The organism is Arthrobacter sp. BG3 (assembly GCF_056680185.1).
In genome coordinates, this window is the sequence record NZ_JBWXPT010000002.1 from 109,914 (window position 1) to 131,269 (window position 21,356).

General features: G+C 64.6%; 24 protein-coding genes, 1 pseudogene and 2 riboswitches. Of the genes and pseudogenes, 17 read left to right on the forward strand and 8 right to left on the reverse strand.

Annotation, left to right across the window (positions count from 1 at the left end):
- Window positions 1-241 precede the first annotated feature (241 nt).
- Window positions 242-955 (forward strand): hypothetical protein, encoded by a 714-nt coding sequence (locus AC1MFL_RS20950; RefSeq protein WP_479815888.1) that lies wholly within the window; start codon window positions 242-244, stop codon window positions 953-955.
- A gap of 92 nt (window positions 956-1,047) precedes the next feature.
- Here AC1MFL_RS20950 and AC1MFL_RS20955 read toward each other — a convergent pair whose 3' ends face one another.
- Entirely contained in the window at window positions 1,048-1,350 is a 303-nt protein-coding gene (locus AC1MFL_RS20955) for a DUF4193 domain-containing protein (RefSeq protein ID WP_301227353.1), read from the reverse strand.
- A gap of 220 nt (window positions 1,351-1,570) precedes the next feature.
- A complete protein-coding gene (locus tag AC1MFL_RS20960) occupies window positions 1,571-1,792 on the reverse strand; it encodes a hypothetical protein (RefSeq protein ID WP_479815890.1) in 222 nt (73 codons plus the stop codon).
- A 381-nt stretch (window positions 1,793-2,173) separates the two neighbouring features.
- Here AC1MFL_RS20960 and AC1MFL_RS20965 point away from each other — a divergent pair, with 381 nt between their 5' ends.
- The 11 genes and pseudogenes from AC1MFL_RS20965 to AC1MFL_RS21015 form a co-directional block, all read left to right on the forward strand.
- Window positions 2,174-3,280 carry an ATP-binding protein gene (locus AC1MFL_RS20965; protein WP_479815892.1) on the forward strand — a complete coding sequence of 369 codons (1,107 nt, stop codon included), beginning with the start codon at window positions 2,174-2,176 and terminating at the stop codon, window positions 3,278-3,280.
- 280 nt (window positions 3,281-3,560) lie between these two features.
- Window positions 3,561-3,953, forward strand: coding sequence for a hypothetical protein (locus tag AC1MFL_RS20970; RefSeq protein ID WP_479815894.1), 393 nt, complete (start codon window positions 3,561-3,563; stop codon window positions 3,951-3,953).
- A gap of 18 nt (window positions 3,954-3,971) precedes the next feature.
- A complete protein-coding gene (locus AC1MFL_RS20975) occupies window positions 3,972-4,574 on the forward strand; it encodes an RES domain-containing protein (RefSeq protein ID WP_479815896.1) in 603 nt (200 codons plus the stop codon).
- Window positions 4,575-4,959: 385 nt separating this feature from the next.
- Window positions 4,960-5,751 carry a hypothetical protein gene (locus AC1MFL_RS20980; RefSeq protein WP_479815898.1) on the forward strand — a complete coding sequence of 264 codons (792 nt, stop codon included), beginning with the start codon at window positions 4,960-4,962 and terminating at the stop codon, window positions 5,749-5,751.
- A 42-nt stretch (window positions 5,752-5,793) separates the two neighbouring features.
- Window positions 5,794-5,883, forward strand: a riboswitch (Fluoride riboswitch).
- A gap of 21 nt (window positions 5,884-5,904) precedes the next feature.
- On the forward strand, window positions 5,905-6,660 hold the full coding sequence (locus AC1MFL_RS20985) for a 2,3-bisphosphoglycerate-dependent phosphoglycerate mutase (RefSeq protein ID WP_301227341.1): 756 nt from the start codon (window positions 5,905-5,907) through the stop codon (window positions 6,658-6,660).
- 30 nt (window positions 6,661-6,690) lie between these two features.
- Window positions 6,691-7,986, forward strand: coding sequence for a phosphopyruvate hydratase (eno, locus tag AC1MFL_RS20990; RefSeq protein WP_479815900.1), 1,296 nt, complete (start codon window positions 6,691-6,693; stop codon window positions 7,984-7,986).
- 12 nt (window positions 7,987-7,998) lie between these two features.
- On the forward strand, window positions 7,999-8,547 hold the full coding sequence (locus AC1MFL_RS20995) for a universal stress protein (RefSeq protein WP_479815902.1): 549 nt from the start codon (window positions 7,999-8,001) through the stop codon (window positions 8,545-8,547).
- Window positions 8,547-9,143: a fluoride efflux transporter FluC gene (locus AC1MFL_RS21000; RefSeq protein WP_479815904.1), complete on the forward strand. Its 597-nt coding sequence runs from the start codon at window positions 8,547-8,549 to the stop codon at window positions 9,141-9,143. Before AC1MFL_RS20995 ends, AC1MFL_RS21000 begins: the two co-directional genes overlap by 1 nt.
- Window positions 9,144-9,148: 5 nt before the next feature.
- The gene (locus AC1MFL_RS21005; protein WP_479815941.1) at window positions 9,149-9,529 is read left to right on the forward strand and encodes a fluoride efflux transporter FluC; all 381 of its coding nucleotides are present in this window, start codon (window positions 9,149-9,151) and stop codon (window positions 9,527-9,529) included.
- Window positions 9,526-10,794 (forward strand): MFS transporter, encoded by a 1,269-nt coding sequence (locus AC1MFL_RS21010; protein WP_479815906.1) that lies wholly within the window; start codon window positions 9,526-9,528, stop codon window positions 10,792-10,794. The genes AC1MFL_RS21005 and AC1MFL_RS21010 overlap by 4 nt, the downstream gene beginning before the upstream one ends.
- Before the next feature lie 8 nt (window positions 10,795-10,802).
- A pseudogene (locus AC1MFL_RS21015) lies at window positions 10,803-10,919 on the forward strand (IS21-like element helper ATPase IstB); the annotation flags it as partial.
- Window positions 10,920-11,061: 142 nt separating this feature from the next.
- Here AC1MFL_RS21015 and AC1MFL_RS21020 read toward each other — a convergent pair.
- Window positions 11,062-11,442: a helix-turn-helix domain-containing protein gene (locus AC1MFL_RS21020; protein WP_479815908.1), complete on the reverse strand. Its 381-nt coding sequence runs from the start codon at window positions 11,440-11,442 to the stop codon at window positions 11,062-11,064.
- 179 nt (window positions 11,443-11,621) lie between these two features.
- Between AC1MFL_RS21020 and AC1MFL_RS21025 the strand changes: the two genes are divergently transcribed.
- Complete coding sequence (locus tag AC1MFL_RS21025; protein WP_479815910.1) at window positions 11,622-13,145, forward strand: SulP family inorganic anion transporter; 1,524 nt, start codon at window positions 11,622-11,624, stop codon at window positions 13,143-13,145.
- Window positions 13,146-13,477: 332 nt separating this feature from the next.
- Here the strand turns inward: AC1MFL_RS21025 and AC1MFL_RS21030 are convergent, their stop codons facing one another.
- From AC1MFL_RS21030 to mobC, 3 genes are read right to left on the reverse strand one after another with little or no spacing between them, the layout of a single operon-like run.
- Window positions 13,478-14,710 (reverse strand): hypothetical protein, encoded by a 1,233-nt coding sequence (locus tag AC1MFL_RS21030; protein WP_479815912.1) that lies wholly within the window; start codon window positions 14,708-14,710, stop codon window positions 13,478-13,480.
- Between the two features lie 29 nt (window positions 14,711-14,739).
- Window positions 14,740-16,356: a relaxase/mobilization nuclease domain-containing protein gene (locus AC1MFL_RS21035; RefSeq protein WP_479815914.1), complete on the reverse strand. Its 1,617-nt coding sequence runs from the start codon at window positions 16,354-16,356 to the stop codon at window positions 14,740-14,742.
- Window positions 16,357-16,358: 2 nt separating this feature from the next.
- Window positions 16,359-16,751, reverse strand: coding sequence for a plasmid mobilization relaxosome protein MobC (gene mobC / locus AC1MFL_RS21040; protein WP_479815916.1), 393 nt, complete (start codon window positions 16,749-16,751; stop codon window positions 16,359-16,361).
- Between the two features lie 222 nt (window positions 16,752-16,973).
- Between mobC and AC1MFL_RS21045 the strand changes: the two genes are divergently transcribed.
- Window positions 16,974-17,273 carry a hypothetical protein gene (locus AC1MFL_RS21045; protein WP_479815918.1) on the forward strand — a complete coding sequence of 100 codons (300 nt, stop codon included), beginning with the start codon at window positions 16,974-16,976 and terminating at the stop codon, window positions 17,271-17,273.
- Between the two features lie 336 nt (window positions 17,274-17,609).
- On the opposite strand, the gene AC1MFL_RS21050 is transcribed toward AC1MFL_RS21045, so the two are convergent.
- Together AC1MFL_RS21050 and AC1MFL_RS21055 are read right to left on the reverse strand one after the other, a co-directional pair.
- On the reverse strand, window positions 17,610-17,900 hold the full coding sequence (locus AC1MFL_RS21050; RefSeq protein ID WP_479815920.1) for a helix-turn-helix domain-containing protein: 291 nt from the start codon (window positions 17,898-17,900) through the stop codon (window positions 17,610-17,612).
- A gap of 119 nt (window positions 17,901-18,019) precedes the next feature.
- Window positions 18,020-19,696 (reverse strand): helicase-related protein, encoded by a 1,677-nt coding sequence (locus AC1MFL_RS21055; RefSeq protein ID WP_479815922.1) that lies wholly within the window; start codon window positions 19,694-19,696, stop codon window positions 18,020-18,022.
- A 134-nt stretch (window positions 19,697-19,830) separates the two neighbouring features.
- Here AC1MFL_RS21055 and AC1MFL_RS21060 point away from each other — a divergent pair, with 134 nt between their 5' ends.
- The 3 genes from AC1MFL_RS21060 to AC1MFL_RS21070 form a co-directional block, all read left to right on the forward strand.
- Window positions 19,831-20,058, forward strand: a complete 228-nt coding sequence (locus AC1MFL_RS21060) for a PLDc N-terminal domain-containing protein (protein WP_479815924.1) — start codon at window positions 19,831-19,833, stop codon at window positions 20,056-20,058.
- 132 nt (window positions 20,059-20,190) lie between these two features.
- Window positions 20,191-20,436: a hypothetical protein gene (locus AC1MFL_RS21065; protein ID WP_479815926.1), complete on the forward strand. Its 246-nt coding sequence runs from the start codon at window positions 20,191-20,193 to the stop codon at window positions 20,434-20,436.
- Window positions 20,437-20,646: 210 nt separating this feature from the next.
- Window positions 20,647-20,721: riboswitch (cyclic di-GMP riboswitch) on the forward strand.
- Between the two features lie 263 nt (window positions 20,722-20,984).
- A partial coding sequence (locus AC1MFL_RS21070; RefSeq protein WP_479815928.1) for an AraC family transcriptional regulator ligand-binding domain-containing protein occupies window positions 20,985-21,356 on the forward strand: 372 nt, incomplete at its 3' end.

Below are 21,356 nucleotides of genomic sequence, written 5' to 3' on the forward strand. Positions count from 1 at the left end.
GTAGCAGCCAGCGCAGCCTTCGCAACGCTGGCTGAGAAGCTGGATGGTTCGTGGCGTTTGCGTCTACCGGCGCCCACTGTCTGCGAAGCCGGTCCTCGATGGCAGTTGGTCCGGCAAAGCCGCTACGTGTTGACGCCCCGTGCGAGCCTTGCCGTTTGCCCAAAACGGCCCGCCCACCAACCGGCGCCGGCGGATCCTCTTGAGGCGAGCCGTGCATGGCAGTCGCGATAGCATCTGCTGCATGGACAGGGAACAAGAGCTGATTCTTGCTGAGCTGGACGCTGACGCCGATCGCCTGCAAGGCCTGAGCCTGGAGGACCTCGGCTATGTTCCGGATCCCCGGGATTTCTCCGACGAGGACCTGGGCAGCGTCGACTCCGAAACGATGGAATGGATGGCTGGGATTTCGGCAGAGGACCGCCGGCGGAGTTTGAGCCGGGCACGCCTTCTGGCCGGGGCCATCTGGCACGCCTCCGTAGTTCTCATCGATCAGTTGTTCGAGGACGTCCACACGCTGCATGAAAAAGGGTCGGTCACGCGCGAAGTCATCGACGACACCTGGATTCTCTCGGGCCTGCCACCGCAGTACGCGGAAAAGTACAACGGACTCTTCGCCCAGCGATTCCTGGTGGTGGCGGCTGACATGACCCTGAAACTCACCGACGGCTGGACCTCTCCCAGTTGCGTGGCCCAGGAGCTCGCCGTCCGGTGCCTCCTGGACCAGATTGAGATCACCGAAGACACCTACGATCTGGACCTTGACCCGCACTGGCGGGGCACACTTACCGACCGGCTCCTTGAAGACACCGACAGCGACATGCTTTACGACCGGAGTCTCGACGGCTTCCAGCACGATGAAGGATTGAACCGGCAGCTCCGCCTGGCACCCATGGCACTGGAGTACTGGTTCGAACCTTTCAACGAAGAAGGTCAGGTTACCCCTTACGCCCGCTGACTCAATGCCCCGCCCCCAATGCCCGACACTCCGGCTACTTCACGCTGATGTGGTTGCTGTTGATTCGGGTAGCGGGAGGAGCGGCACTCTGGCTAGCCTTCACATTCGATGCAGTACGAGTGGCCGTTCTTTTCGCGTGCGAGCTGGGAACGGTGCCTTACCAGGAAGCAGGAGTAGCAGGTGAACTCATCCTCGGCCTGGGGAATCACCTGAACGGTCAGTTCTTCGGCGACGAACTCTCCGCCGGGGGTCATCGCGTCATCCAGCGCGTCGGCCTCGTCCAGGTCCCGGACGACGCTTCTGGCATCCGGGGCGTTGGCGGATTGCAGCGCCTCCAGGGATCGGTCCTGTGATTCCTTGACGTCGGAACGTACTTCGTCGTAATCGGTTGCCACTGCCGTGTTTCTCTTCTCTAACGTTCTTATCTGACGGAAATGCAACCTACACCATTGCTTCGCTGTTCCCCTGCCGCGGGTCGGGACACCGCCTTGGTATGACTTTTCGGTCGTTGGGCATTCCCTGAGGTGGAATCGTCGTTCGCGGCCTTGATGGCAAGCAGCAGCCGGACGAATGGTGATGACCCTGAGTCTTGTCACCGGCGGCGAACCCGGAGACCTACTCCTGCGGTGTCAGGTCGGGGTCGTGGCCGAGGACTGTGAGCAGATCCCGGAGCGAGATCCTTAATTGCTCATATCCGTGTTGATAGAACAGCGGTGTCATCTCGTGCAGGCCGGTGTCGTCGAGTTCCTGGATCATTTCCACCGTCTCCAGGATCAAGGCTTCGACCTCCGGTGGCAGTCGTCCGGGCCAGTCGCCAGTGGCGTCGGGTCCGGTCACGATGTGGTGCCTTTCTCGTTCAATCTCTTCCCGTCTCAGGCGTTCAGGCGGCGGACTGTGTCCGGTTCCTTGTCACGTTTCACGGTCCCTGTGGCGCAGGGGCTGCGCGGACGTGTCCGGGCAAATCGTGACTGTCCTTTGCTCTTCGCGGGGCCTCTTGTGAAAGGTGGAAACGCCGGGCCTGTGCGAGCTGACTTCCCAGGGAGGGGCAGCTATTGCGAGTTCGTCAGGTTGGTCCCGGGACGATCTCACGTGCGGCCGGCAATTCCTGCAGCGTCTCCACGGGTCCGAGCGTCACGGGATGAGGGACCACAGTTCACCAAATTCACCTATCGGTCTAAATTCACCAAATTCACCCAAATTCACCTGTAGGCTGGCTTCATGATTTCCGTGGAAAATCCGTTCCGCCCAACTGCCGGAGCTACCCCGCCCGAGGTCATAGGCCGGGCGGGACTGCTTGACGAGTTCGAGTACGGCCTTCACCTGGGCTCCGGCGCCCCCGGCCTGCTGTCCATCTTCACCGGCGCGCGCGGGATCGGCAAGACTGTCATGCTGGGTGCCGCCCATGATCTGGCCAGGGAACACGGGTGGGCGGTAGTTTCCGAGACCGCCACCGGAGCCTTTATGGGCCGGATCGGTGAGAAGATGCGACGGCTGGCCGAAGAGCTCGGTGACGGGCCCGACCCCCGACGACGCGTCACGGGGGTTACCGTTGCAGGCTTTGGCGTCACTTCCCAACTTTCGCCAGAACGACAAGTCGATTGGCGCGAGCTTGGGGAGAACCTCCTGAGGCTTTTGGATGATCGGAAAACTGGGCTCCTGATCACCGTGGATGAGATCCATGCCGCCGACCGGGCAGAACTGTCCCAGTTGGCCGCGAACGTCCAACATTTCATTCAGGACCGGCTGCCGATCGCCCTGATCTTCGCCGGGCTTCCCTCCGCGGTGTCGGACCTCCTGAACGAGGGCGTCGCGACATTCCTTCGCCGGGCTGACAAGACAGACCTGCATGCCGCTGCGATACGCGATGTCGAAACGTCGTTCACGGAAACATTCGGCACCGCCGGGATCACCATCGCCCCGGAGCTGATACACCGGGCAGCCGTCGCCACCGGCGGGTACCCCTTCCTGATTCAGCTGGTCGGCTACTTCCTGTGGAGGGAAGCGGAAAACCATGACGGTTCCCTCTCATCCGGCACGGTCGACCGGGCAATAGCAGCAGCGATACGGCGCAACGAACGTGTGGTGATTGAAGCCGCTCTCGCCACGGCGTCCGGGAAAGACCTGGAGTTCTTGCACGCCATGGCAGTGGACGAGGGCCCCTCAACCATCGGCGACATCGTCCAGCGGACCGGATCGCGACCGACCCTCGTCGCAAAGTACCGCACACGACTGTTGGCGGCAGGACTCATCGAGTCCACCGGCCACGGCAAAGTCGCATTCGCCATACCCGGCCTCGGCCAGTACCTGCGAAAGAATCCGCAGTAGAACCTGCAGCCCTCAGCGGCTGGGCCCGCCCAGCGCTATTGCTCGGCCGGGCCACACGGAACGTGAAGCCAAAGGAACTCGACTTAGAGATGCAGTTGGGCCAGCGCCAGTAACTGAACTTCTAGGCGAACTGACTTGAGGTCAGATAAAGGTCCCGAATGCATTGCCGCCGACCGAGCATGGACAGCTTGACGAAATCATCGATATCGGCTTTATTGGGTGTGATTCAGGGTGGGATCTGGGTATTGATCCGACCTGTGTTTTCGTGGGAATATGAACCATGACTGCAGTGACAGGCGCCCGCGGCGGGCTGAAGGCGCACCAGGGTTCCATCCGGCTGCCCGATGACGTGCTGGTCCGGGATCTGAGGGACCTGCTGGGAGCGAAACTGGTCGCTTACATCGGTTCCGTGAAGGAAACCCGGGCCGTCCGGCAATGGGCGGACGGGGAACGGAAACCTTCCGCCGACGTGATGCACCGGCTCCGCACCGCTTACCACGTGGCTGCTCTGCTCGCGGAGCGTGATTCCCGGGCCGTGGTGCAGGCCTGGTTCCAGGGCATGAACCCGCAGCTCGAGGATGTCCCGCCGGCCCGCCTGCTTCGCGAAGGCCAGCTGGACGACGCAGGCCCGCAGGTGCTGGCAGCAGCCCGTGCATTCGCGGCCGCGGGCTGACCGGTGGTTTCTGCGTAATTGACCGCGGCCGGGGCCGCCGGCCGGGTCTGGCGTGTCGGGTTTCGCCCGGAACCGTGGGCCTGGAGCGGCTGGGAGTGGGCCACCGATGGACGGTTCCCGGGACGGTGGGATGACCTGCACGGCAACTTCCGCACCATCTACGCCGGCTCCTCCCTGCTGGCGTGCCTGCTGGAGGTTCTGGCGCACTTCCGCAAGGATGCACGGCTGAGCCTGGAGCTGGACGAGATCATCGAGGACGACGAGGACAAGGTCCTGCACCCCACCATCGCCCCGGGACAGGTCCCCAGGGAGTGGCTGGAAGTGCGGACTGCCGCGTCCGCCGAGCTGTCCGGCCGCTACTGCGCGGTGACCGCCTCGGGCAGCGTCGCGGCCCTGTACCCGCACTTCGTCGGCCTGGCCCTGAGCCTAGGCCTGGCTGACTTTGACGCCGCCGCACTGAAGGACGCCCGTCCCCGGCGCCTGACCCAGGCCGTCGCGGCCTGGCCCTACGAGATGACAGACTTCGATGGCGTCACATTTGCCTCCCGCCACGGTGACGAGTCATCGGTTATGGACTCTGTGCCAGTGGCAAGGTGGGCAGTCATCGCTACGTATGTCTGACCGTTCATCTGGATGACGAATCCAGTGCCACTTAAGTGGTGGTCGCGGATGGCCTTGGGGGCGCTCAGTGGAATCGCCGTGGTTTCAAAGTTCATGACTCGACGGTACTGATTTGACGGTCGAAAAGCTCAGTGAGGCTCCGGCGAGGTACGACAGTGACCGAACCAAGAGTCGGCATGTAGCCCCGAGCAGAGGGGCCGCGGGTTTAGCCTTGTTGTAACGGTGATGGATCCCGCCGGGGCCGGTGATTTGCCGGTTCGGACCGCCGAGGTGGCTGATGGGTCCTGCCCCGATTGTGAAGGGCAGGCGATTAGTCATGGCTGGAAATGGGAACGGGCCCGGAGGCCCGGAGACTGGTGAGCGGGACCGGCTGACAGGTGTATTGGTGCCGGTGGGTCCGCTGGAACTGTCCGCGGAGGAGGTGCGGCAGCTCTGGTCTTTCATCCATGGGGACATCATGGACGGGAGCATGCGCCGGTTGTTGCGCGCCTCGCTCGGGTTGTGTCCCCGCCACACCTGGGCGTATGCCGTGGTGGAGGTCGAGCTCTGGCAGGAAGGCGCCGGGGTACGCGGCGGGCACCAGCCCTTCGACGTCACAGTTTTGTATGAGGATCTCCTGGAACATGTCGCCCACGGACTGGACCAGAAGAGTTCGCTGCTGCACCGTCACCCTGATGAGGTGCTTCTCCCGGTCGGGCCGTGCCGGATCTGCCAGGACATGGCCTCCCCGTCCCTGCCCGGTCTGCGGATGGGTTACGCGAACTCCAACACCGAAGCCCTCACCGTTGAAGCGAACGGCCTGGCACACGTGACGGCCTGGTGCAGGGAAACGCAGCCAATCTGGCGGAACCGGGTTTGCCCGGTCTGTGATCCCGGCAGAGCGGAGGGAGACGGTGATCCGGCGATGTTGTGTCGTTTCCATCTGGCGGAACGACGCCCGCTGCCGGATCAACTGCGGCATGCGGTGGCCTTGCGTTTACGGGAAGTCAGGGGACGGATGCGGAACCTGACCGACTCCATGACCGACTACGGGGCGCCGGTCGGGGCCGAGGAGAACGTGTCCTGGATCGAAGCGATCGGGTTTTTCGCCGGCTGGGGCCTGCCGCTGTATTTGGCGGAAGAGCCGAAACCCGCTGAACCCAGGACCGGGCGAGCGGAAACCGAACACGGCGAATGACCGTGTCATATTATGGCGTGGCTGGCGTCTGTGCCTGTAGTCTCTGTTCACGGTGATGGATCCCGCCGGAACAGCCCGCACTGAAGGTGCGGTTGTTCGAACCGCCTCCTGGCTAATGGTTCCTACCTTTGCTGATACGAAGGTAGGTTATCTATGCCCGCACCCGGCTCCCTCGTCCTGCTCCGCCACGGCCAGAGCGTCCTGAACGCCCAGGACCGGTTCACCGGTCTCCTGGACCCGGCGCTGACCCTTGCCGGTCAAGACGAAGCCGCCAGGGCCGGAGCGCTGTTAGCCTCCGCTTCTTTTTCTCCCGGCGCCGTCTACACCTCCACCCTGTCCCGCGCCCGGGAAACCGCCCGCATCGTCCTGGATGTGCTGGGACGCCCGGACGTCCCGGTCATACCTGCCTGGGAGTTGAACGAGCGAAGTTACGGCTCCCTCACCGGAGGATTGCGGCAGGAACTTCTGACTGAGCTCGGGCCGGAGGTCTTCCGTTTCTGGCGGCGCTCCTACTACGGCGCGCCCCCGCCGATGTCATCGGCCCAGTTGGCCGCACTCCGGCGCAGCCCGGCCTTAGCAGGGCTGCCCCCGGAAGCTCTCCTGCCTACCGAATCGTTGTGCGGAGTGGTCAAGCGCGTCCGGATCTTCTGGCACCAGCATCTCCGGACACGGCTTCGGGCCGGGGACGACGTGCTGGTGATCGGCCACGGGAACTCCCTACGGGCACTGTGCTTCGTCCTGGACGGGCTCTCCCATGCCGAGGTCGAGGCGCTGAACGTTCCCACCGGTCACCCGTTGCTCTACCGTTTCACCCGGGACCTGGCGCCCCTGGTGCGGCGCGGGGAGTATCTGAATCCGCTGGCGGCGCGGACCGCCGCCGCCTTGGTCGCTGCCGCCGGCGGGACCTGAGATGAAGACGAGGAAATGGAGAAAAACATCATGAATGAACTTCAGATCACCGGGGTGCGCGCCCTGCAGATTCTGGACTCCCGCGGCTATCCCACGGTCAAGGTCTGGCTCACGGCAGCGGACGGCACTGTGTCGGTCGCTTCCGCGCCGTCCGGAGCCTCCACCGGCGCACACGAAGCTGTCGAACTGCGCGACGGCGGCCAGGAATACTCCGGCCGGGGCGTGCAGAAAGTCGTCACCAATGTTCGGACCGAAATCACCGAGCTATTGACCTCGCGGAGCTGGGCAAGTCTCTCGGATCTGGACCACGCTCTCGTGTCCCTGGACGGTACTCCGGGACGCTCCCGGCTGGGGGCGAACGCGATCGTCGCGGTGTCCATGGCCGCAGCCCGGGCGTTCGCGGCCGCAGCCGGAACTCCGTTGCACGTCTGGATCGGCCAGACCTTGGGGCGGGCCGGGCGGCTTCCGGTTCCGCACTTCAATGTCCTGAACGGCGGGGAGCATGCGGCGAACCCGCTGGAGTTCCAGGAATTCATGATCGCCCCCGCCGGGGCGCCAACGTTCGCCGACGGGGTCCGCTGGGGATCGGATGTTTACCACGCCCTGTCCCGGCGGCTGCGCAAACAGGGCCTTGCGACCGGGCTGGGCGACGAAGGCGGGTACGCCCCTGACATCGCTCGCCCTGAGGAAGCCCTGGATCTCATCGTGGCCGCCATCGAGGATGCCGGCTACACTCCTGGACGGCACGGGATCGCGATCGCTCTGGACCCGGCCGCGAATTCCTTCTACGCGGACGGGAGCTACACGGTCGCCGGCAAGGCCTACACTCCCGAGCAGATGATCTCCTACTACGACAAGCTCATCACCGACTACCCGATCTGGAGCCTGGAGGACCCCCTGGCCGAAGAGGACACCGAGGGGTGGCCGGCGCTGACGGCGGCCCTCGGGAGCCGGGTGCAGGTGGTCGGGGATGACCTGTTTGTCACCTCAGCGGACAGGGTCCGGGAGGGTATCCGGACCGCATCTGCGACAGCGGTGCTGATCAAACCCAACCAGGCCGGGACCGTGAGCGAAACCTTCGACACGCTCACGGCCGCCAGTGAGGGAGGTTTCGGGGCGATGGTCTCGCACCGGTCCGGGGAAACCGATGATACTTTCGTCGCGGATCTCGTCGTGGGATCAGGTTGCGGGCAGCTCAAATCCGGGGCGCCGGCCCGCGGGGAACGCGTTGCCAAATACAACCGCCTCCTGGAGATCACCGATGAAGACCCCTCGCTGCCCTACGGGCCCACGGGAACTTTCCTCAACGCCGCCGACGCCACATGAGAGGGGATGTCCATGCATGAGCCAGAGAACGTGGTCCGGCCCGCCACCGGGCCCATCGCCTATGTCCCGCGAAAGATCACCGGGCCCGTGCTGATGGGGGTGGTACCCGGGCAGCCCCTGGCCGTCGCCCACCGGGCGGCGGAACTGGCCTACAGCCTGAACGTGAAGCTGATCTGCGCGTATGTGGATGTCACCAGCTACCTGGCCGAGCCGGACGGCAGGGTCGAGGCGTTGCCGATTGATCCGGACGGGATCGATGACGACATCGAGGGCATCAGCGCCGCCATCAAGGAGCGCCTACAGGAGGCCCTGGACGGAACCGGGATCGGATGGTCCTTCGTGACCCTGGCCGGTGACCCGGCCAGGGCGCTGGGACGGTTGGCCGAGTCCACGGAGGCGTCCGTCATTGTTGTCGGCACCCGCGAACGCGGACTCGGAGCCCGGTTCGAGGAGTTGCTGGTCGGCTCGGTCGCCGTCCACCTCACGCACCGTCAGCACCGGCCCGTGCTGGTCGTTCCGCTCGCCCCGCACACCCGGCACCACCGGCAGGAGGGCCACTGATGGAACGGCCCGTCCCCGAGGCAACCGCAGAGATCGAAACGGACGAAGCCGCTGAGGCCGACCTACCTCGACTGCCCATCGACAATGACCTCACAGAGACCGACATCGGGACGCTCGGAGAGGTCCGCGCCCACCGTCCGGTGCACCTGCACCCCGGGCTTGTGCTGGTCGTCATCACCGGAGGCGTGTTCGGAACCCTGGCCCGTTACGGTCTCAGCACTGTCCTGCCCGCACCCGGAGGGTGGCCGCTGCCCACACTGATTATTAACCTGACCGGGGCGTTCCTGCTCGGCGTTCTGCTGGAGGCCCTGGTCCGTCGGGGGCCGGATGCCGGGCGGCTGAGGGTGATTCGCCTGCTCGCCGGGACCGGCTTTATGGGGGCCTTCACCACCTACAGCACCCTGGCCCTGGAAACGAACACCCTGCTCGGCGCCGGGCGGACCATCGATGCCTCGGTCTATGTCGCCGCTACGCTGTTTGGCGGGGCGGTGGCATCAGTGGCCGGGATCCGCGCTGCCGCCGGCCATCACGCCAGGATGACCGCCCGGCGGTGGGATGCGACCCTTCGCCCCGACAGCAAGGAGAACGGCCGGTGAACGTTCTGACCATTCTTTTTCTCGGTCTCGCCGGCGGCCTCGGCGCCGGGACCCGCTTCGTCGTCGACGGGCTCGTCCGCTCCAAGCTCCGTACCGCCCTGCCCGTCGGGACCATCGCCATCAACGTTACCGGCTCCTTCCTGCTGGGACTGGTCGCCGGGGCCGTGATCGTCCACGCCGCACCCGTCGAGCTTCAGGCCGTCGCCGGCAGCGGGTTCCTGGGCGGCTACACCACCTTCAGCACCGCCAGCTTCGAAACCGTCCGGCTCATCCAGTCCCGACGCACCGGGCTGGCACTCCTGAACGGAATCGGCACCGCCGCCGCAGCGGTTGGCGCCGCGGCCGCAGGCCTCGCCGTGGCCGGCATGGTGGGGGCGTTGCCGTGACAGAGGAACCCCTTGAGCACGACCAACCCGTCGTCGACGTCGAATCCGATGCGGAGTCGGAACCCTCGCCGGAGAACACCAAGGCGGCCCAGCGGACAGTTCTTGCCGTTGGGTTTGCCAGCTTCTTCGGCGGTGTCAGCCAGGACATGGTCATCCCGATCCTGCCGCTGTACTTGAGTCAGGTCCTGGGAATGGACAGAACGGTGATCGGTGTTGCTGAGGGACTCGTCACCGCCGCCTCCAGCGGATTCAAGATCATCGCGGGCAGGATTTCGGACAGAATCCCACGCCAGAAGCCCCTGGTGACCGCCGGATATGCCCTCTCGATGGCGGGCCGGGCCGGCCTGGCATTCGTGCATGCCCCGCTGGCGGTCTACGGACTGCGTTTCATGGACGGGATAGGCAAGGGCATCAAGGACCCGCCCAAAGACGTCCTGGTCGCAAACGCCGCCGGATCGACGAGCAGGGGCCGCAGCTTCGGGGTGGCCCGCATGCTCGACACCTTCGGATCGGCGCTGGGCCCGCTCATCCTGAGCGGGCTGCTGCTGATCTTCGTGCAACAAAATGTGGCCCCGGGGGACTACTACCGCTGGCTGCTCGTCCTCTCAGCGCTGGTCCTGCTCATCACCATCGCGATCATCCAGTTCGGGGTGAAGGAGACGAAACGGGCCGCACGGGACCCGCACGCCGTCCGCGTCCCCCTTCCCCGATCCTTCTACCTCTTCACTGCAATCGCAGGCGTCTTCGCCATCGCCAACTCTTCCGACGCGTTCCTGATTCTTCGATCCCAGAACCTGGGCTTGAGCGTCATCGCCATTCCCTTGGCCTACGCAGTCCTGAACATCATCTACGGCGCACTCGCGCTTCCGGCCGGAATTCTCTCCGACAGGATTGGCCGGCTCCCGCTGATTACCATCGGTTGGACGGTGTACGGGCTCTGCTACCTGGGCTTCGCTGTGGCCGACTCAGCGTGGCAGGTGTGGCCCCTGTTCGCCTTCTACGGTGTCTTCTATGCCGTCACCGAAGGTGTTTCCCGGGCCTTGATCGCCGACGTCGTCGGCCAGGACGGGCGGGGCAGGGCCTATGGCGTCTACAACGCCGTCGTGGGCGTCGCCGCACTGCCTGCCGGCCTGATCGCCGGACAACTGTGGGACGGCATGGGACCCAGCGCGCCGTTCTTCTTCAGCGCCGTCCTTTCCTTCGCCGCGGTTGTCATGGTCCTTCTCTTCCGGCGCCAGCTCATCCCGGACAGGGTTCGGGGGTGAGCGGACACTCAGACCCACGCCTCTGCGCGGCCATCGTGGACCGCCTCACCTTCAACGGGTCCATCATCGAAACCGGCACCGACTCCTACCGGCTCGATCACACCAAAGCCCAACAGACCCGTTAGGCGGGCCGCACAAAGGGCCACCTTGGCCTCCATCTGAGGACGGGAAGCTCCGCTGAGCCTGGTTACCGGTCCCGAGCTTCCTGTCCCGCCCTGCGGTGCATGCCGGGAAGAGGAGTCACTCACGCCCGGCACGCACAACTATTCAGGATCGGCCGCTAAGCCTTTGAATGAACTCATCCGCCTGGGCGAGGTTCCGGGCCATCTTGGCCCGCTGGTGGACGGCCCTCTCCAGGAATTCGGCCAGCGTCCCTGATCGTTCAGGGGCGGCGTCTCCCGGGGCCGCAAGGAGGGCGAGGATTTCAGCCATCTCCTCGAGCGAGAAACCCAGGGGTTTCATCTGCTTGATGATCATGAGGCGTTCGAAATCATCTTCGGAGAACACCCTGAAGCCGCCGTCGGTCCGCGCTGTTGCAGGGAGGAGCCCGACGTCGTCGTAGTGGCGGATGGTCCGCAGGGACAGACCCGTCCGCTCGGCGACTTCCCCGATGTGCATGGTGTTGTTGCTGCTGGTCTTAGCCGTCATCATCGCCTCCGTCCTGTTCTGATTTAAACCCTACCATCACGTTAGGGTAGGGTTTAGGTAGTGGGGTGAGACCTTCAAGACTAATTCCCCCTCTTCCCGGCGCGGCGCTGCGCCCCCTCATTCATTAGCAAAAACGAAGCCGCAGACGCGCGTCTTCTTGACCATGAACGGAGCCAGCAATGGCCGTCACAAAAGCCGAACACCCGCCGGCGTTCACCCCCGAACAGCTGCAATCGGTCCGGGGCACCCTGATGTCACCGCGCCGGCTCAAGACCGAGGTCCTCGCCGGCCTTGTCGTGGCCCTGGCCCTGATCCCGGAGGCCATCGCTTTCTCGATCATCGCCGGCGTCGACCCGCGGATCGGGCTCTTTGCCTCCTTCACGATGGCCGTCACCATCGCCTTCGTGGGCGGCCGCCCGGCCATGATTTCCGCGGCCACCGGTGCGATCGCCCTCGTGATTGCCCCGCTGGTGAAGTCCCACGGTGTGGACTACTTCGTCGCCGCCGTCATCCTCGCCGGTGTCTTCCAGGTCATCCTGGGCTTGTCCGGGGTCGCGAAGCTCATGCGGTTCATTCCGCGCTCGGTCATGGTGGGCTTCGTCAACGCCCTGGCCATCCTGATCTTCATGTCCCAGGTCCCGGAGCTGCTGGGTGTTCCGTGGCTGGTCTACCCGCTCGTGGCCCTGGGCCTGGTCATTGTCTTCGGCCTGCCGAAGCTGACCAAGGCCGTCCCGGCACCGCTCGTCGCGATCGTGGTCCTGACCCTCATCACCGTGTTCGCCAGTGTCGCGGTTCCGGCCGTGGGCGACAAGGGCGAGCTGCCCGATTCCTTGCCGGCCCTGTTCATCCCGAACGTGCCGTTCAGCCTCGAAACCCTGCAGGTCATTTTCCCCTTCGCCCTGGCCATGGCCTTCGTGGGGCTTCTTGAATCGCTCATGACGGCCAAGCTCGTGGACGATGTCACCGATACCCGCTCCCACAAGACCCGCGAGGCCTGGGGCCAAGGCGTGGCCAACATCGTCACCGGCTTCTTCGGCGGCATGGGTGGCTGCGCGATGATCGGCCAGACCATGATCAACGTCAAGGCCTCCGGCGCCCGGACCCGGATCTCCACCTTCCTCGCCGGCATCTTCCTGCTCATCCTCGTCGTGGTCCTGGGCGGCATCGTCTCGGTGATCCCCATGGCAGCCCTGGTCGCCGTGATGATCTTCGTCTCCGTGGCCACCTTCGACTGGCACAGCATCCACCCACGGACCCTGAAGATGATGCCCAAAAGCGAAACCACTGTCATGCTCGCCACCGTCATCGTCACCGTCGCCACCCACAACCTGGCGATCGGCGTCGGCGTCGGTGTGCTCGTCGCGATGGTGATGTTCGCCCGCCGGGTCGCCCACTTCGTCACCGTCGAACGGTCCGTCAAGACCATCGGCGGCCACGAAACTGCCACCTACGTCGTGGACGGGGAGCTGTTCTTCGCCTCCTCCAACGACCTCTACACGCAGTTCGAATACGCCCTGGACCCCGAACACGTCGTCATCGACATGCACGCCTCCCACCTTTGGGACGCTTCCACCATTGCTGCCCTGGACGCCATCACCGAGAAATACCACCACCACGGCAAGGACGTGAAGATCGTCGGTCTCAACGATGCCAGCATCCTCATGCGCGAACGTCTCGGCGGCAAGCTCGGCGCCGGACACTGATCCCGTCATGACAAAATGAGGCCTCTTCCACCCACGGTGGAAGAGGCCTCATCTCTGCTCCGGTGGGACGAATAAGTGGATGTCCCGCATTTCCATCAACAGGGTCGAGGGCTCCGCACGCCTCCGCGATGTATTACTGGCAGGTCCTGCGCGCTCAGCACAACCGCGTTGCCGCCCGAAATGAAGCCGCGAGGATGCCGAACATTCCAGCATTAGAAAGCAATCCGGGCGGGGCCAGATATGACCGTCCCGCCGGGGCCAAAAAGACTTGACACAGCCAGGGCTCGGTGTGGGAGGTACTACTACACCTCAGTAGCCTCAGTGGGCTTCATCTAGCGGGCGGGGCCGCTCTTGGTCCGTTCCGCGCCCACGGCTGACCCTGTGCGGGTCTTCTTGGCCTTTGCTGCGCCCTTGCCCATGGTGACGGCTGCGCTGGGGTGTGTGCCCTCGCTGCGTTCTGCGGCGGCGCGTCCTCGGACTTGGGTTTCGTTAGCTCCGGTACTTACGAGGGATGCGGCGAAAGCTTCCTGGCGTTCCGCTGAGCCGTAGTCGGTTGCTGACGTGCTTTCCGTTTTGAGGCCCTGGTCTTTGAGGCGGCGGCTGAGGTTGCCGGTGACGCGGTTCTCGATCTCGCGGCCGACGCTTTCCATGCGGGCGAAGAGTTCCTTTTCGGCTCGTTCGTACCGCTGTTCCACGGGCGTCCGTTCGGACCCCGTGAAGCCTCCCTCTGCCAGGAGTTTGGCTTCGTGCATGTCCTTGGCGGCTTGGACGAACGCGGGATCCTCGAAGTGTGAATCTCCGGCGCCGTTGACGTTCGCTGTGGTCTCTTTGCGGAGCTGGTCGATGTCGGGGCCGTTGATGCCGTCCTTGCCGATGAGGAACAGGCGTTCCTGCACGGTGGCGTCCGCGGCCGCCACTGCTGCGGGCGTCTTGGCGGTGTGTGCAATCTGCAATGCCTGGGCCAGCTCGGGGTTGGCCAGGTATTCGGCTGGCACCTGGAGGCGTTCCATTTCCGGTGCAAGTGTCGCGGCCTGGGCGCGGAGTTCTTCGGCACGGGCAGCAGCGAGCAGGCCCATGGCCTTCTCCTGTTCGGCGGCCGCCGCGCGTGCCTCTTCCTGGCTGCGGTCCAGTGCGTCCTGCCGGGCCTTGTCCGTCGCGGCATTCTGGACATCTGACTCCAGGTATCCAGAGTCCTTGCCGGCCTCGCGGGTGTCGATACCGTAGCGCGTGAAGACTTCCTGCCGGATCTTTTCCGAGGCTGCCAGGGCGGTCGGGTCGTGGTCTTTCCAGCCTTCAGCGACGGCGTGTGCCGTGGCGATGTCGTGGGGCTGGGCCTTGTCCCACCACTGGTCCTTATTTACCGGCGCCAGCGCCGCGTGCGCCGCACTGCGGTCTGCCGTGAGGCGGGCCTGCGCTTCGTGCGCTGCCTGGGCATCCTGGTGTTCCTGCTGCCGTTGGGATTCCTGCCGGCGACGGGCCAGCGTCTCGGCAATGCGGGACGCGATCATCAGGGACTGCCGCATTCCGCCGTCCAGCAGTTCGTCCATTCCGTCTGATTCACTCATCGTGCTCCCCTTGCAGTTGGTGGTGGTCTCTATCGGTCAAGTACGGGGCCGGAATCCCGGCCCGTGTGCTGGTGGGTTTTGGCCGGCGTTGGTGTGCTCGGTACCGCTGACCCTGGACGGATGGGCGCCATGCCGCGCAGTCCAAGTTCTACGGAGTTCGTTGCCGCTGCCTGTTCCGGCGCACCGACGGAGACCGGGCGGGGCATGGTCGCCGCGAACGGTTTCAGCTGCTCTGTGACGACGGCCCGGAGCCGCTGCGCTTCACGGGTACGTCCGGACTGTTGGTGCATTTCGTGGATGGCGAAGGCAGTGTTCACCAGCTGCAGCATGAGCGCCGATTGTGCGGCCGTCTTGCTCTTGCTGGACGCGGCCATGAACAACATGGCAGTGCCGGCAATGGACGGCAGACCGACAGGCTTGCTGTGCTGCCGTGGTGCCCGGAGCTGGGCGGTGCGGGACAGTTCAGCGGCGGTGGCCGCCAGCGGACCCGGCGTCGGTTCGAGCCGGTGGGACCATGCCGCGAACGCGCCGGATACTTCCCTTGCTGCTTTCGCCCAGGTGGCGTGATCATCCCGGGGTAGTATGCGCAGCTGCTCAACCAGTGCGGTCGCGTTCCGCGTGTATTCGACCCACATTTCCGCCGGGGGTGTTCCGTTTTCGGGGCCGGTCCTGGACACGGTGCGCCTGTTGCGGGCCGCTGCGTTCCATTCCGCTGCGGCCTCGGTTGCCAGGTGCGGCGAGTCCATCCACTCTTCACGCAAAGCACCAAGCTTCAGGTCGGAGGCGAGGGTGCCGCCGCCGAACCAGATAGGCCGCTCGCCCTGTTTCGGGCGTTCGGCTACGGAGTACCCAACGACGACGTCGGTGGTGTTCTTCGCATAGCGCGGCCGGACCAGCATGCCGGTGTCGCGTGACCGCCGAACGAACTCACCCTCGGTCGCCGAGGAGCTGGCGCTGGCGCGGACCTTCCGGGCCAAAGAGGAGCGGTGCATTTCCCGCTCGTCCCGGACAGCGGTGGCTTTCTCGGCCCGGTCGTAGCCGCGGGTGGCGTGCACGGTGGAGAGCTGTTCCAGCCCGTACTTAACCTCCAGCTCACGGCACGATTCCTGAGCCCTCTTGTAGTCGCCGTGGGTGGATGCCTTGGTGCCGTCTTCGCGGACCAGGGAAACGGCCAAGTGGATGTGGTGGTTGCCGTTCTCACTCGTGCCGTGGTTGACCGCAACCCAACGGCAGCGGGCCTTACCGCTGCTTTCGGTGAAGCCCATGGAGTCCACGAAATCGTTCGCGATATCGCCCCACTGCTGATCCGTCAGGGCGCCCTCTTCGGCGCGAAGACTCAGCGAGCAGTGCCACACGCTGGCGTCCTTGTATCCGACGTGGATCCGCTCCTTCTTGGCCGCGTCCCACTGCATGTCCTTGATCTGAACCGATATGCCATATGCCCTGCGCGGCTGGTCAAGATGCTTGGCAATTGCAAGCGCATCGGCACGGTCCAGGACACCGTCGTCGTACCACGCCATGATCGCAGCGTCTCCTGCTACCAGGTGCGGATCGGAGTGGGCGTTCTTGGTCTTGTTGGCATCCGTCGACGCTAGGTAAACCATGAGCCCGCCCATGCGCGAACCGCGGGTGATGTTCGGAATCATCCCTACATCAGCCCCTCAATGGTGCGGTCGATCCGCATGGCAACGGAGCGGATGTGCTTCAGGGCTTCGTGCGCCTCGGCGGGGAACTCGCTCGTTGCGTTGGCCTGGCGTGCGAGCTGGTTGATGTTGTTTGAAGAACGGGCCAGGAGATTGTGCAGCGACATCAGTTCCGCAATGGCGGCACGCCGTTCGGTAGTCGTCTCCTGGGCCTCGGACAATGCCGAAGTAATCAGCAGGTTCGGGACGGTCACCTTCTCCCGCTCAGCCCTCGCGACAAGCGCGGCTTCCTCTTCAACAGTGACCCACAGGTCACGGCGCTTCTTGCTGCCGGCGGGAGTGTTCTCCCGACGTCGGCGCGACAGATTGAAACGGTGAGTGAATCCCTCATCCGACATTCAATCCATCCCTTCAACGGCCCAGCGCAGCGACCCCGAACCGGGGACCACACTGACCAGTGTGCCGCACCCGACCGCCAGTGTCGAGCGCGACAAGCCACTTACACCCGTGTAAATGTATAGCTTGCTCCGAACGGTCTCCTTCGCGGGTATTTTCGCCTCTCGCGCTTGGTCGCCGAAAACCTGCTTTCGGGTGTCGGTGATGGCCGGTAGGGTTTGGGTATGGATATCAACGACATTGCTGCCAAAGCCGCCGCGAAGATCGACGCCGCCAGGGACACCAAAGTGAACGCCGTCAAGAGGGCCGCCGCCAGCGGAGTTGAGGTCCAGGAGGCTGCCCAGCTGCTTGCCGCAGCAGAACAAAAGTACGCCAAGGACTATCAGGCAGCGTTGCGCGCAGACTGGACCGAATCGGACCTGCGGGGCTTCGGGCTGGACGCTCCGGCCAAGAAGGCCGGCGGGCGTCCGCGTGGCCGGAAAACCACGCAGGAGTCCGTCCTGGTTGCCGGCGGACCTGAGTAGTAGCCCCTCGACCCCATGGGCACGGCAAAAGCCCAATCGCTCCGCTGCTTTTCCCGTGCCCATGGGGACGACGGGACCCAGCTGACCGGCTGTACACAACCGCCAGGGAACCTCTGACTCGCACCTCACCAGCGGGACCGGCGGCCATGCACAGCCTGAAAACTGGCCGGTCACCAACGGCAACGTTTCCCATGGTCCAAGACATGCCGCTTCCGGCGTCGGCATAGCGCTCTGGCTGGCTCTTTTCAGCCATAGACCAGATGCGGCTCCGGTGGGCAGATACGACGAAGGCCGGCACCTTTTCGAGGTGCCGGCCTTCGTCGTATCCGTGTTCATTTAGTCTTCCGCGGTGACGTCGTCATCCTTGATCTGACCGGCCGCGATGCGCTCTGCGGTCTTCGCGAACGCTGCCTCGATGTACGCCGCGAGGTCACTTTCCCGGACCCTCCACACACCCCGTCCACCGAACTGCCCGGCGGGGAGCTCACCGCTGCGAACGAGCGAATAGACCAGTGCACTTTTGACGTTCAGGACCTCCTGAACTTGTTCTAGGGTCAGCATCCTGGGGAACACCGGTACCGTCGTCGGCGCAGGTTCCTCGTTCACGTCCTCTGTCCGTTTCGGCATTCTCAGTCCACCTCGTTCCGGTGTTGCAGTTCGTCCCTGGCGCGATGTCCGCGGCAGAGGGATCCAGTCGCCGTGGAGCTTCCGGAGTCATCCAGCCCAGCTCTTGACGGACGGATGATCTATCGTTCCAGCCCTCCGCTTCTCTCGCGGTGTGGGTGTCTGGTTGAAGGCGCCTGGGTTGACGCCGGTGATGGCCGGCTGGGGCTGGGGCCTGTAGGGAAGCTGGCGTCGTGAAGCTTTCTAAATCGTGCCAGTGCAGGATCGACGACATCCGCAACGTCAGGCGCGTCGGCGGAGTTCTGCTTCGGTGGCTCAATGGAGGCCCTGAGCTTCCCGTCCAGTTCCGCGCACTTCGCGCGGGCGGTGACAAGTTTGGCCTCGTACTTGAACGGTTTCCCGGCCTGGCTCTCGACGTCGGCAAGCACCGCCTGTTTGTCCGTGATGGTTTGGCGCAGCTGGGCTTCGTAATCGGGAAGCCCCGCTACTTTGTTTTCCAGCCGGGTGATGATCCCGGCACTTCCTTCCAACAGCTCCAGTCGGGTAAAGACAAGCGGTGGTGCCGGCACGTCTTTGAGGGTGACAGCGAGGTCCTGGTAAGAGCCGAGCCTTGAGTCGTCGGCCGCGTTTCGGACCTGCAGCTCGTGGCCGCCGAGGGTGGCCATCGTGCCGTGGTCCTGTCTTTGGCGGTAGTAATTTCCGTACTCCGGTGTGTGGGTACGGACCCATTCAGAGATAGCCGTGACGGCCTCCGGACGTTTGGTGTAGCTCTTGCCGTCGATGGTCGCGGTGAAGGCCTCCCCCGCGGTCGGGGTGATGCGCGGGAGAGCGGCCTGCAATGCGGGCAGCTTGCTTTCGGCTTTGGTGATGCTGGTTTCGGCCGCGGCCCGTGTCCAGGAGAGGGTGCTCTGTCCTTTCTCGTGGGCTCGTTTGAGCCGTTCGAGTTTGGTCCGGGCGGCGTCGGCCTCAATCTTCTCCATCACCAGCGGGTTGCCGCTGGTCGCTGCCTTGATCTGTGCGGCGTTGAGGGCAAGGTCTCCAACGTCCTCGATCTCGCGGATATCGAGTCGTCCGCGGAGAACCTGCTGGATCATGGTGGCCTTGCGCTGGATCCCATCCCAAGCGGCACTGTCATAGCTGCCGACCGTGGCGTACTGGAAGTTGTGGACCTCCGCGTTGGCGTTGCCTTGGCGGATGATTCGCCCGTCGCGCTGAGTCAGATCAGCCGGCCGCCAGGGACATGTGACGTGGTGGACCGCTTTGGCGCGGAGCTGGACGTTGGTGCCGGTTCCCATCATGGCGGTGGAGCCGATCAGCACGGCTACTTCGCCGGTGCGGCATTGGGCGAACAGCTGGGCTTTTTGGTCGGGCTTGGGTGAGTCCTGGATGAACCGGATCTGCTCTGCCTGGATGCCGCCGGCGACGAGCTGGTCCTTGATCTGCTGGTAGGCGGTCCAGGCCGGTTTGCCGTCTGCACCGGTGTTCTTCGAAGGCGTGCTGAGGTCACAGAAGATGATCTGCAGTGCACCCTTGTTGGCCGAGAGGGTTCCGGATTCGAAGCTGGTTTCGTATTCGTTCTCCCGGTTCTCTTCCCAGACTTTCAGGGTCTTGGCGACAACCTGGTCCAGCTTCGTCCCGGATTCGGGTTCGATGCCGACCATTCGCAGGTCCAGCGCGGCTTTGCGGCCGTCGTTGTAGACGGGCCAGGGCGGGCCGGAGCACTGCGACGGCGCACCCTGGACCCCACAGCCGGCCGCGCCAGCGGACGCCCTCCAAAGGGGTGCGAGCCCTGCGAGCATGCACCTCCTGAGTCAGGTGAGGGCACGAGCGTTCAGCCCCCGAATGCGGCGCCGTACTGGGTGGCTGTCGGCGGACTCATCTCGTAGAAGCTTCCGCCCTGTCAGGCAGGTGATGCAGGAACCATACTGGTCACATGAATACGACGCTCGTCACGGCCTGGCTGCCCGTGCTCGTCTTGGTCCTGTGTCTGGGCATCTGGGTATTCAGCATCGTCGATTTCAGCAGGACTGACGAGCGGGACATGCGTACATTCCCCAGGAACGTCTGGATCCTGGTCCTGGTCCTGGGAAGCGTCGCAGGCGGAATTGCATGGCTTCTGGGCGGAAGGCCTAGACCGCCAGGCTCACCGCGGCGGCTGTGACGAAGCGCGCTGCGCAGCACCACAGCTCCGCGCAACGCACCCTACCCACTGGACCCCTCAGCCGGCCGCGCCAGCGGACGCCCAAATGGGTGCGAGCCCTGCGAGCATGCCCTACCTGAGTAGGGTGAGGGCATGACTGAGCCGGCTCCGCGTGATGCCCGCCCGGGCCGTGCGGGGCACGGTGCTGGGCTGGATTCTCCGCGGGTTCTGCGGGTCCTGGCTGTGGTGTTCACAGTTGCCGCAGCGGGGGCGCTGGCCCTGGTGGTCCTCGATCTCGTCATCGGCCGGCCGGCGGCGGGCGATGTCTTCATCGGTGTCCTGAATGGGCTGGCGGCATTCGTGTTGTGGCGTCGGGTGGCGGCACAAGCCCGGACATGAGGAAAGGCCGGCACCGAAATGCCGGCCTTTCCGGGTTTTCCCTCTGCAAAGGAAATTTGGGTGGGCAGCGTCTCGCTGCCTGGTGGTCAGAGGTTGTGGCGATTCCGGTGAAGTTGCGATATCCGCTGGGGCCGGTGGCCGGCCACGGTGTGTCCCATAAGATCAGCAGGCTTTTCATTTGCTAGCATGGCGCTCGATTGAGCATCCGCTCGACGATAAAGGCAAACCCGGTGCGAGCCGGCGACGCAAAGCCACGGGACCCACGAGGTCAGCCGGGCCGCCGAAAAGCAAAGGGCCCGGTATGCTCGCCATTCCCTAGTGCTGCCCTGTCACGCCCTCGGGCGACGCACCTAAGAGTCGCTTTCCCTGCCCAAGCGGCCCGGAGCTTACGACTTCGATGTCTACCCGGACGCTGTTCCCGTTGGGGCAAGTTGCCGGCCATGTACGCGATCAGATTCAGGTGCCGACGTGCCCGTCCTGTGGCCTGAATCTGCCTGGGGCTTTCTGAATTTATCCTGCCTGACTGTCTATCTGATAGGTGTCATTTCATGCCTGGAATCATCCGTGCGGTGCCCGGCACGTCAACGGGGACGACGCGGGTCTTGCTGCAAGTCGTGGCCGATGAGGTCGGCGCGGAGGGTGTTGATCGTGTCCTGGAGCGGGCGGGCCTGAGTGAGCAGGCGGAGCAGCTGGCGAGCGTTGGAGGGAGGATCTCCTACCCTGACAAGCTTCGGCTCTTCGAGTCCGCCGCGGCCGAGCTTGCCGATCCCCGGATCGGGCTCCGCCTGGGCCCGGCGTCCCACCGGGATCCTGCGATCGAGTCTTGGCGGAAATTGTGCAGGGCGACGGGCTCACCCGAAGCCGCGTACCGCGGGATCTCACAGATTTCCACCCGCCTTGATTCCGCCGCCGTGCTCAGG

Coding starts and splice junctions, on each gene's coding strand:
- AC1MFL_RS20950 (WP_479815888.1), top strand. CDS start 242: ATGGACAGGGAACAAGAGCTGATTCTTGCTGAGCTGGACGCTGACGCC.
- AC1MFL_RS20965 (WP_479815892.1), top strand. CDS start 2,174: ATGATTTCCGTGGAAAATCCGTTCCGCCCAACTGCCGGAGCTACCCCG.
- AC1MFL_RS20970 (WP_479815894.1), top strand. CDS start 3,561: ATGACTGCAGTGACAGGCGCCCGCGGCGGGCTGAAGGCGCACCAGGGT.
- AC1MFL_RS20985 (WP_301227341.1), top strand. CDS start 5,905: ATGCCCGCACCCGGCTCCCTCGTCCTGCTCCGCCACGGCCAGAGCGTC.
- eno (WP_479815900.1), top strand. CDS start 6,691: ATGAATGAACTTCAGATCACCGGGGTGCGCGCCCTGCAGATTCTGGAC.
- AC1MFL_RS20995 (WP_479815902.1), top strand. CDS start 7,999: ATGCATGAGCCAGAGAACGTGGTCCGGCCCGCCACCGGGCCCATCGCC.
- AC1MFL_RS21000 (WP_479815904.1), top strand. CDS start 8,547: ATGGAACGGCCCGTCCCCGAGGCAACCGCAGAGATCGAAACGGACGAA.
- AC1MFL_RS21020 (WP_479815908.1), bottom strand. CDS start 11,442: ATGACGGCTAAGACCAGCAGCAACAACACCATGCACATCGGGGAAGTC.
- AC1MFL_RS21025 (WP_479815910.1), top strand. CDS start 11,622: ATGGCCGTCACAAAAGCCGAACACCCGCCGGCGTTCACCCCCGAACAG.
- AC1MFL_RS21030 (WP_479815912.1), bottom strand. CDS start 14,710: ATGAGTGAATCAGACGGAATGGACGAACTGCTGGACGGCGGAATGCGG.
- AC1MFL_RS21035 (WP_479815914.1), bottom strand. CDS start 16,356: ATGATTCCGAACATCACCCGCGGTTCGCGCATGGGCGGGCTCATGGTT.
- mobC (WP_479815916.1), bottom strand. CDS start 16,751: ATGTCGGATGAGGGATTCACTCACCGTTTCAATCTGTCGCGCCGACGT.
- AC1MFL_RS21045 (WP_479815918.1), top strand. CDS start 16,974: ATGGATATCAACGACATTGCTGCCAAAGCCGCCGCGAAGATCGACGCC.
- AC1MFL_RS21050 (WP_479815920.1), bottom strand. CDS start 17,900: ATGCCGAAACGGACAGAGGACGTGAACGAGGAACCTGCGCCGACGACG.
- AC1MFL_RS21055 (WP_479815922.1), bottom strand. CDS start 19,696: ATGCTCGCAGGGCTCGCACCCCTTTGGAGGGCGTCCGCTGGCGCGGCC.
- AC1MFL_RS21060 (WP_479815924.1), top strand. CDS start 19,831: ATGAATACGACGCTCGTCACGGCCTGGCTGCCCGTGCTCGTCTTGGTC.
- AC1MFL_RS21065 (WP_479815926.1), top strand. CDS start 20,191: ATGACTGAGCCGGCTCCGCGTGATGCCCGCCCGGGCCGTGCGGGGCAC.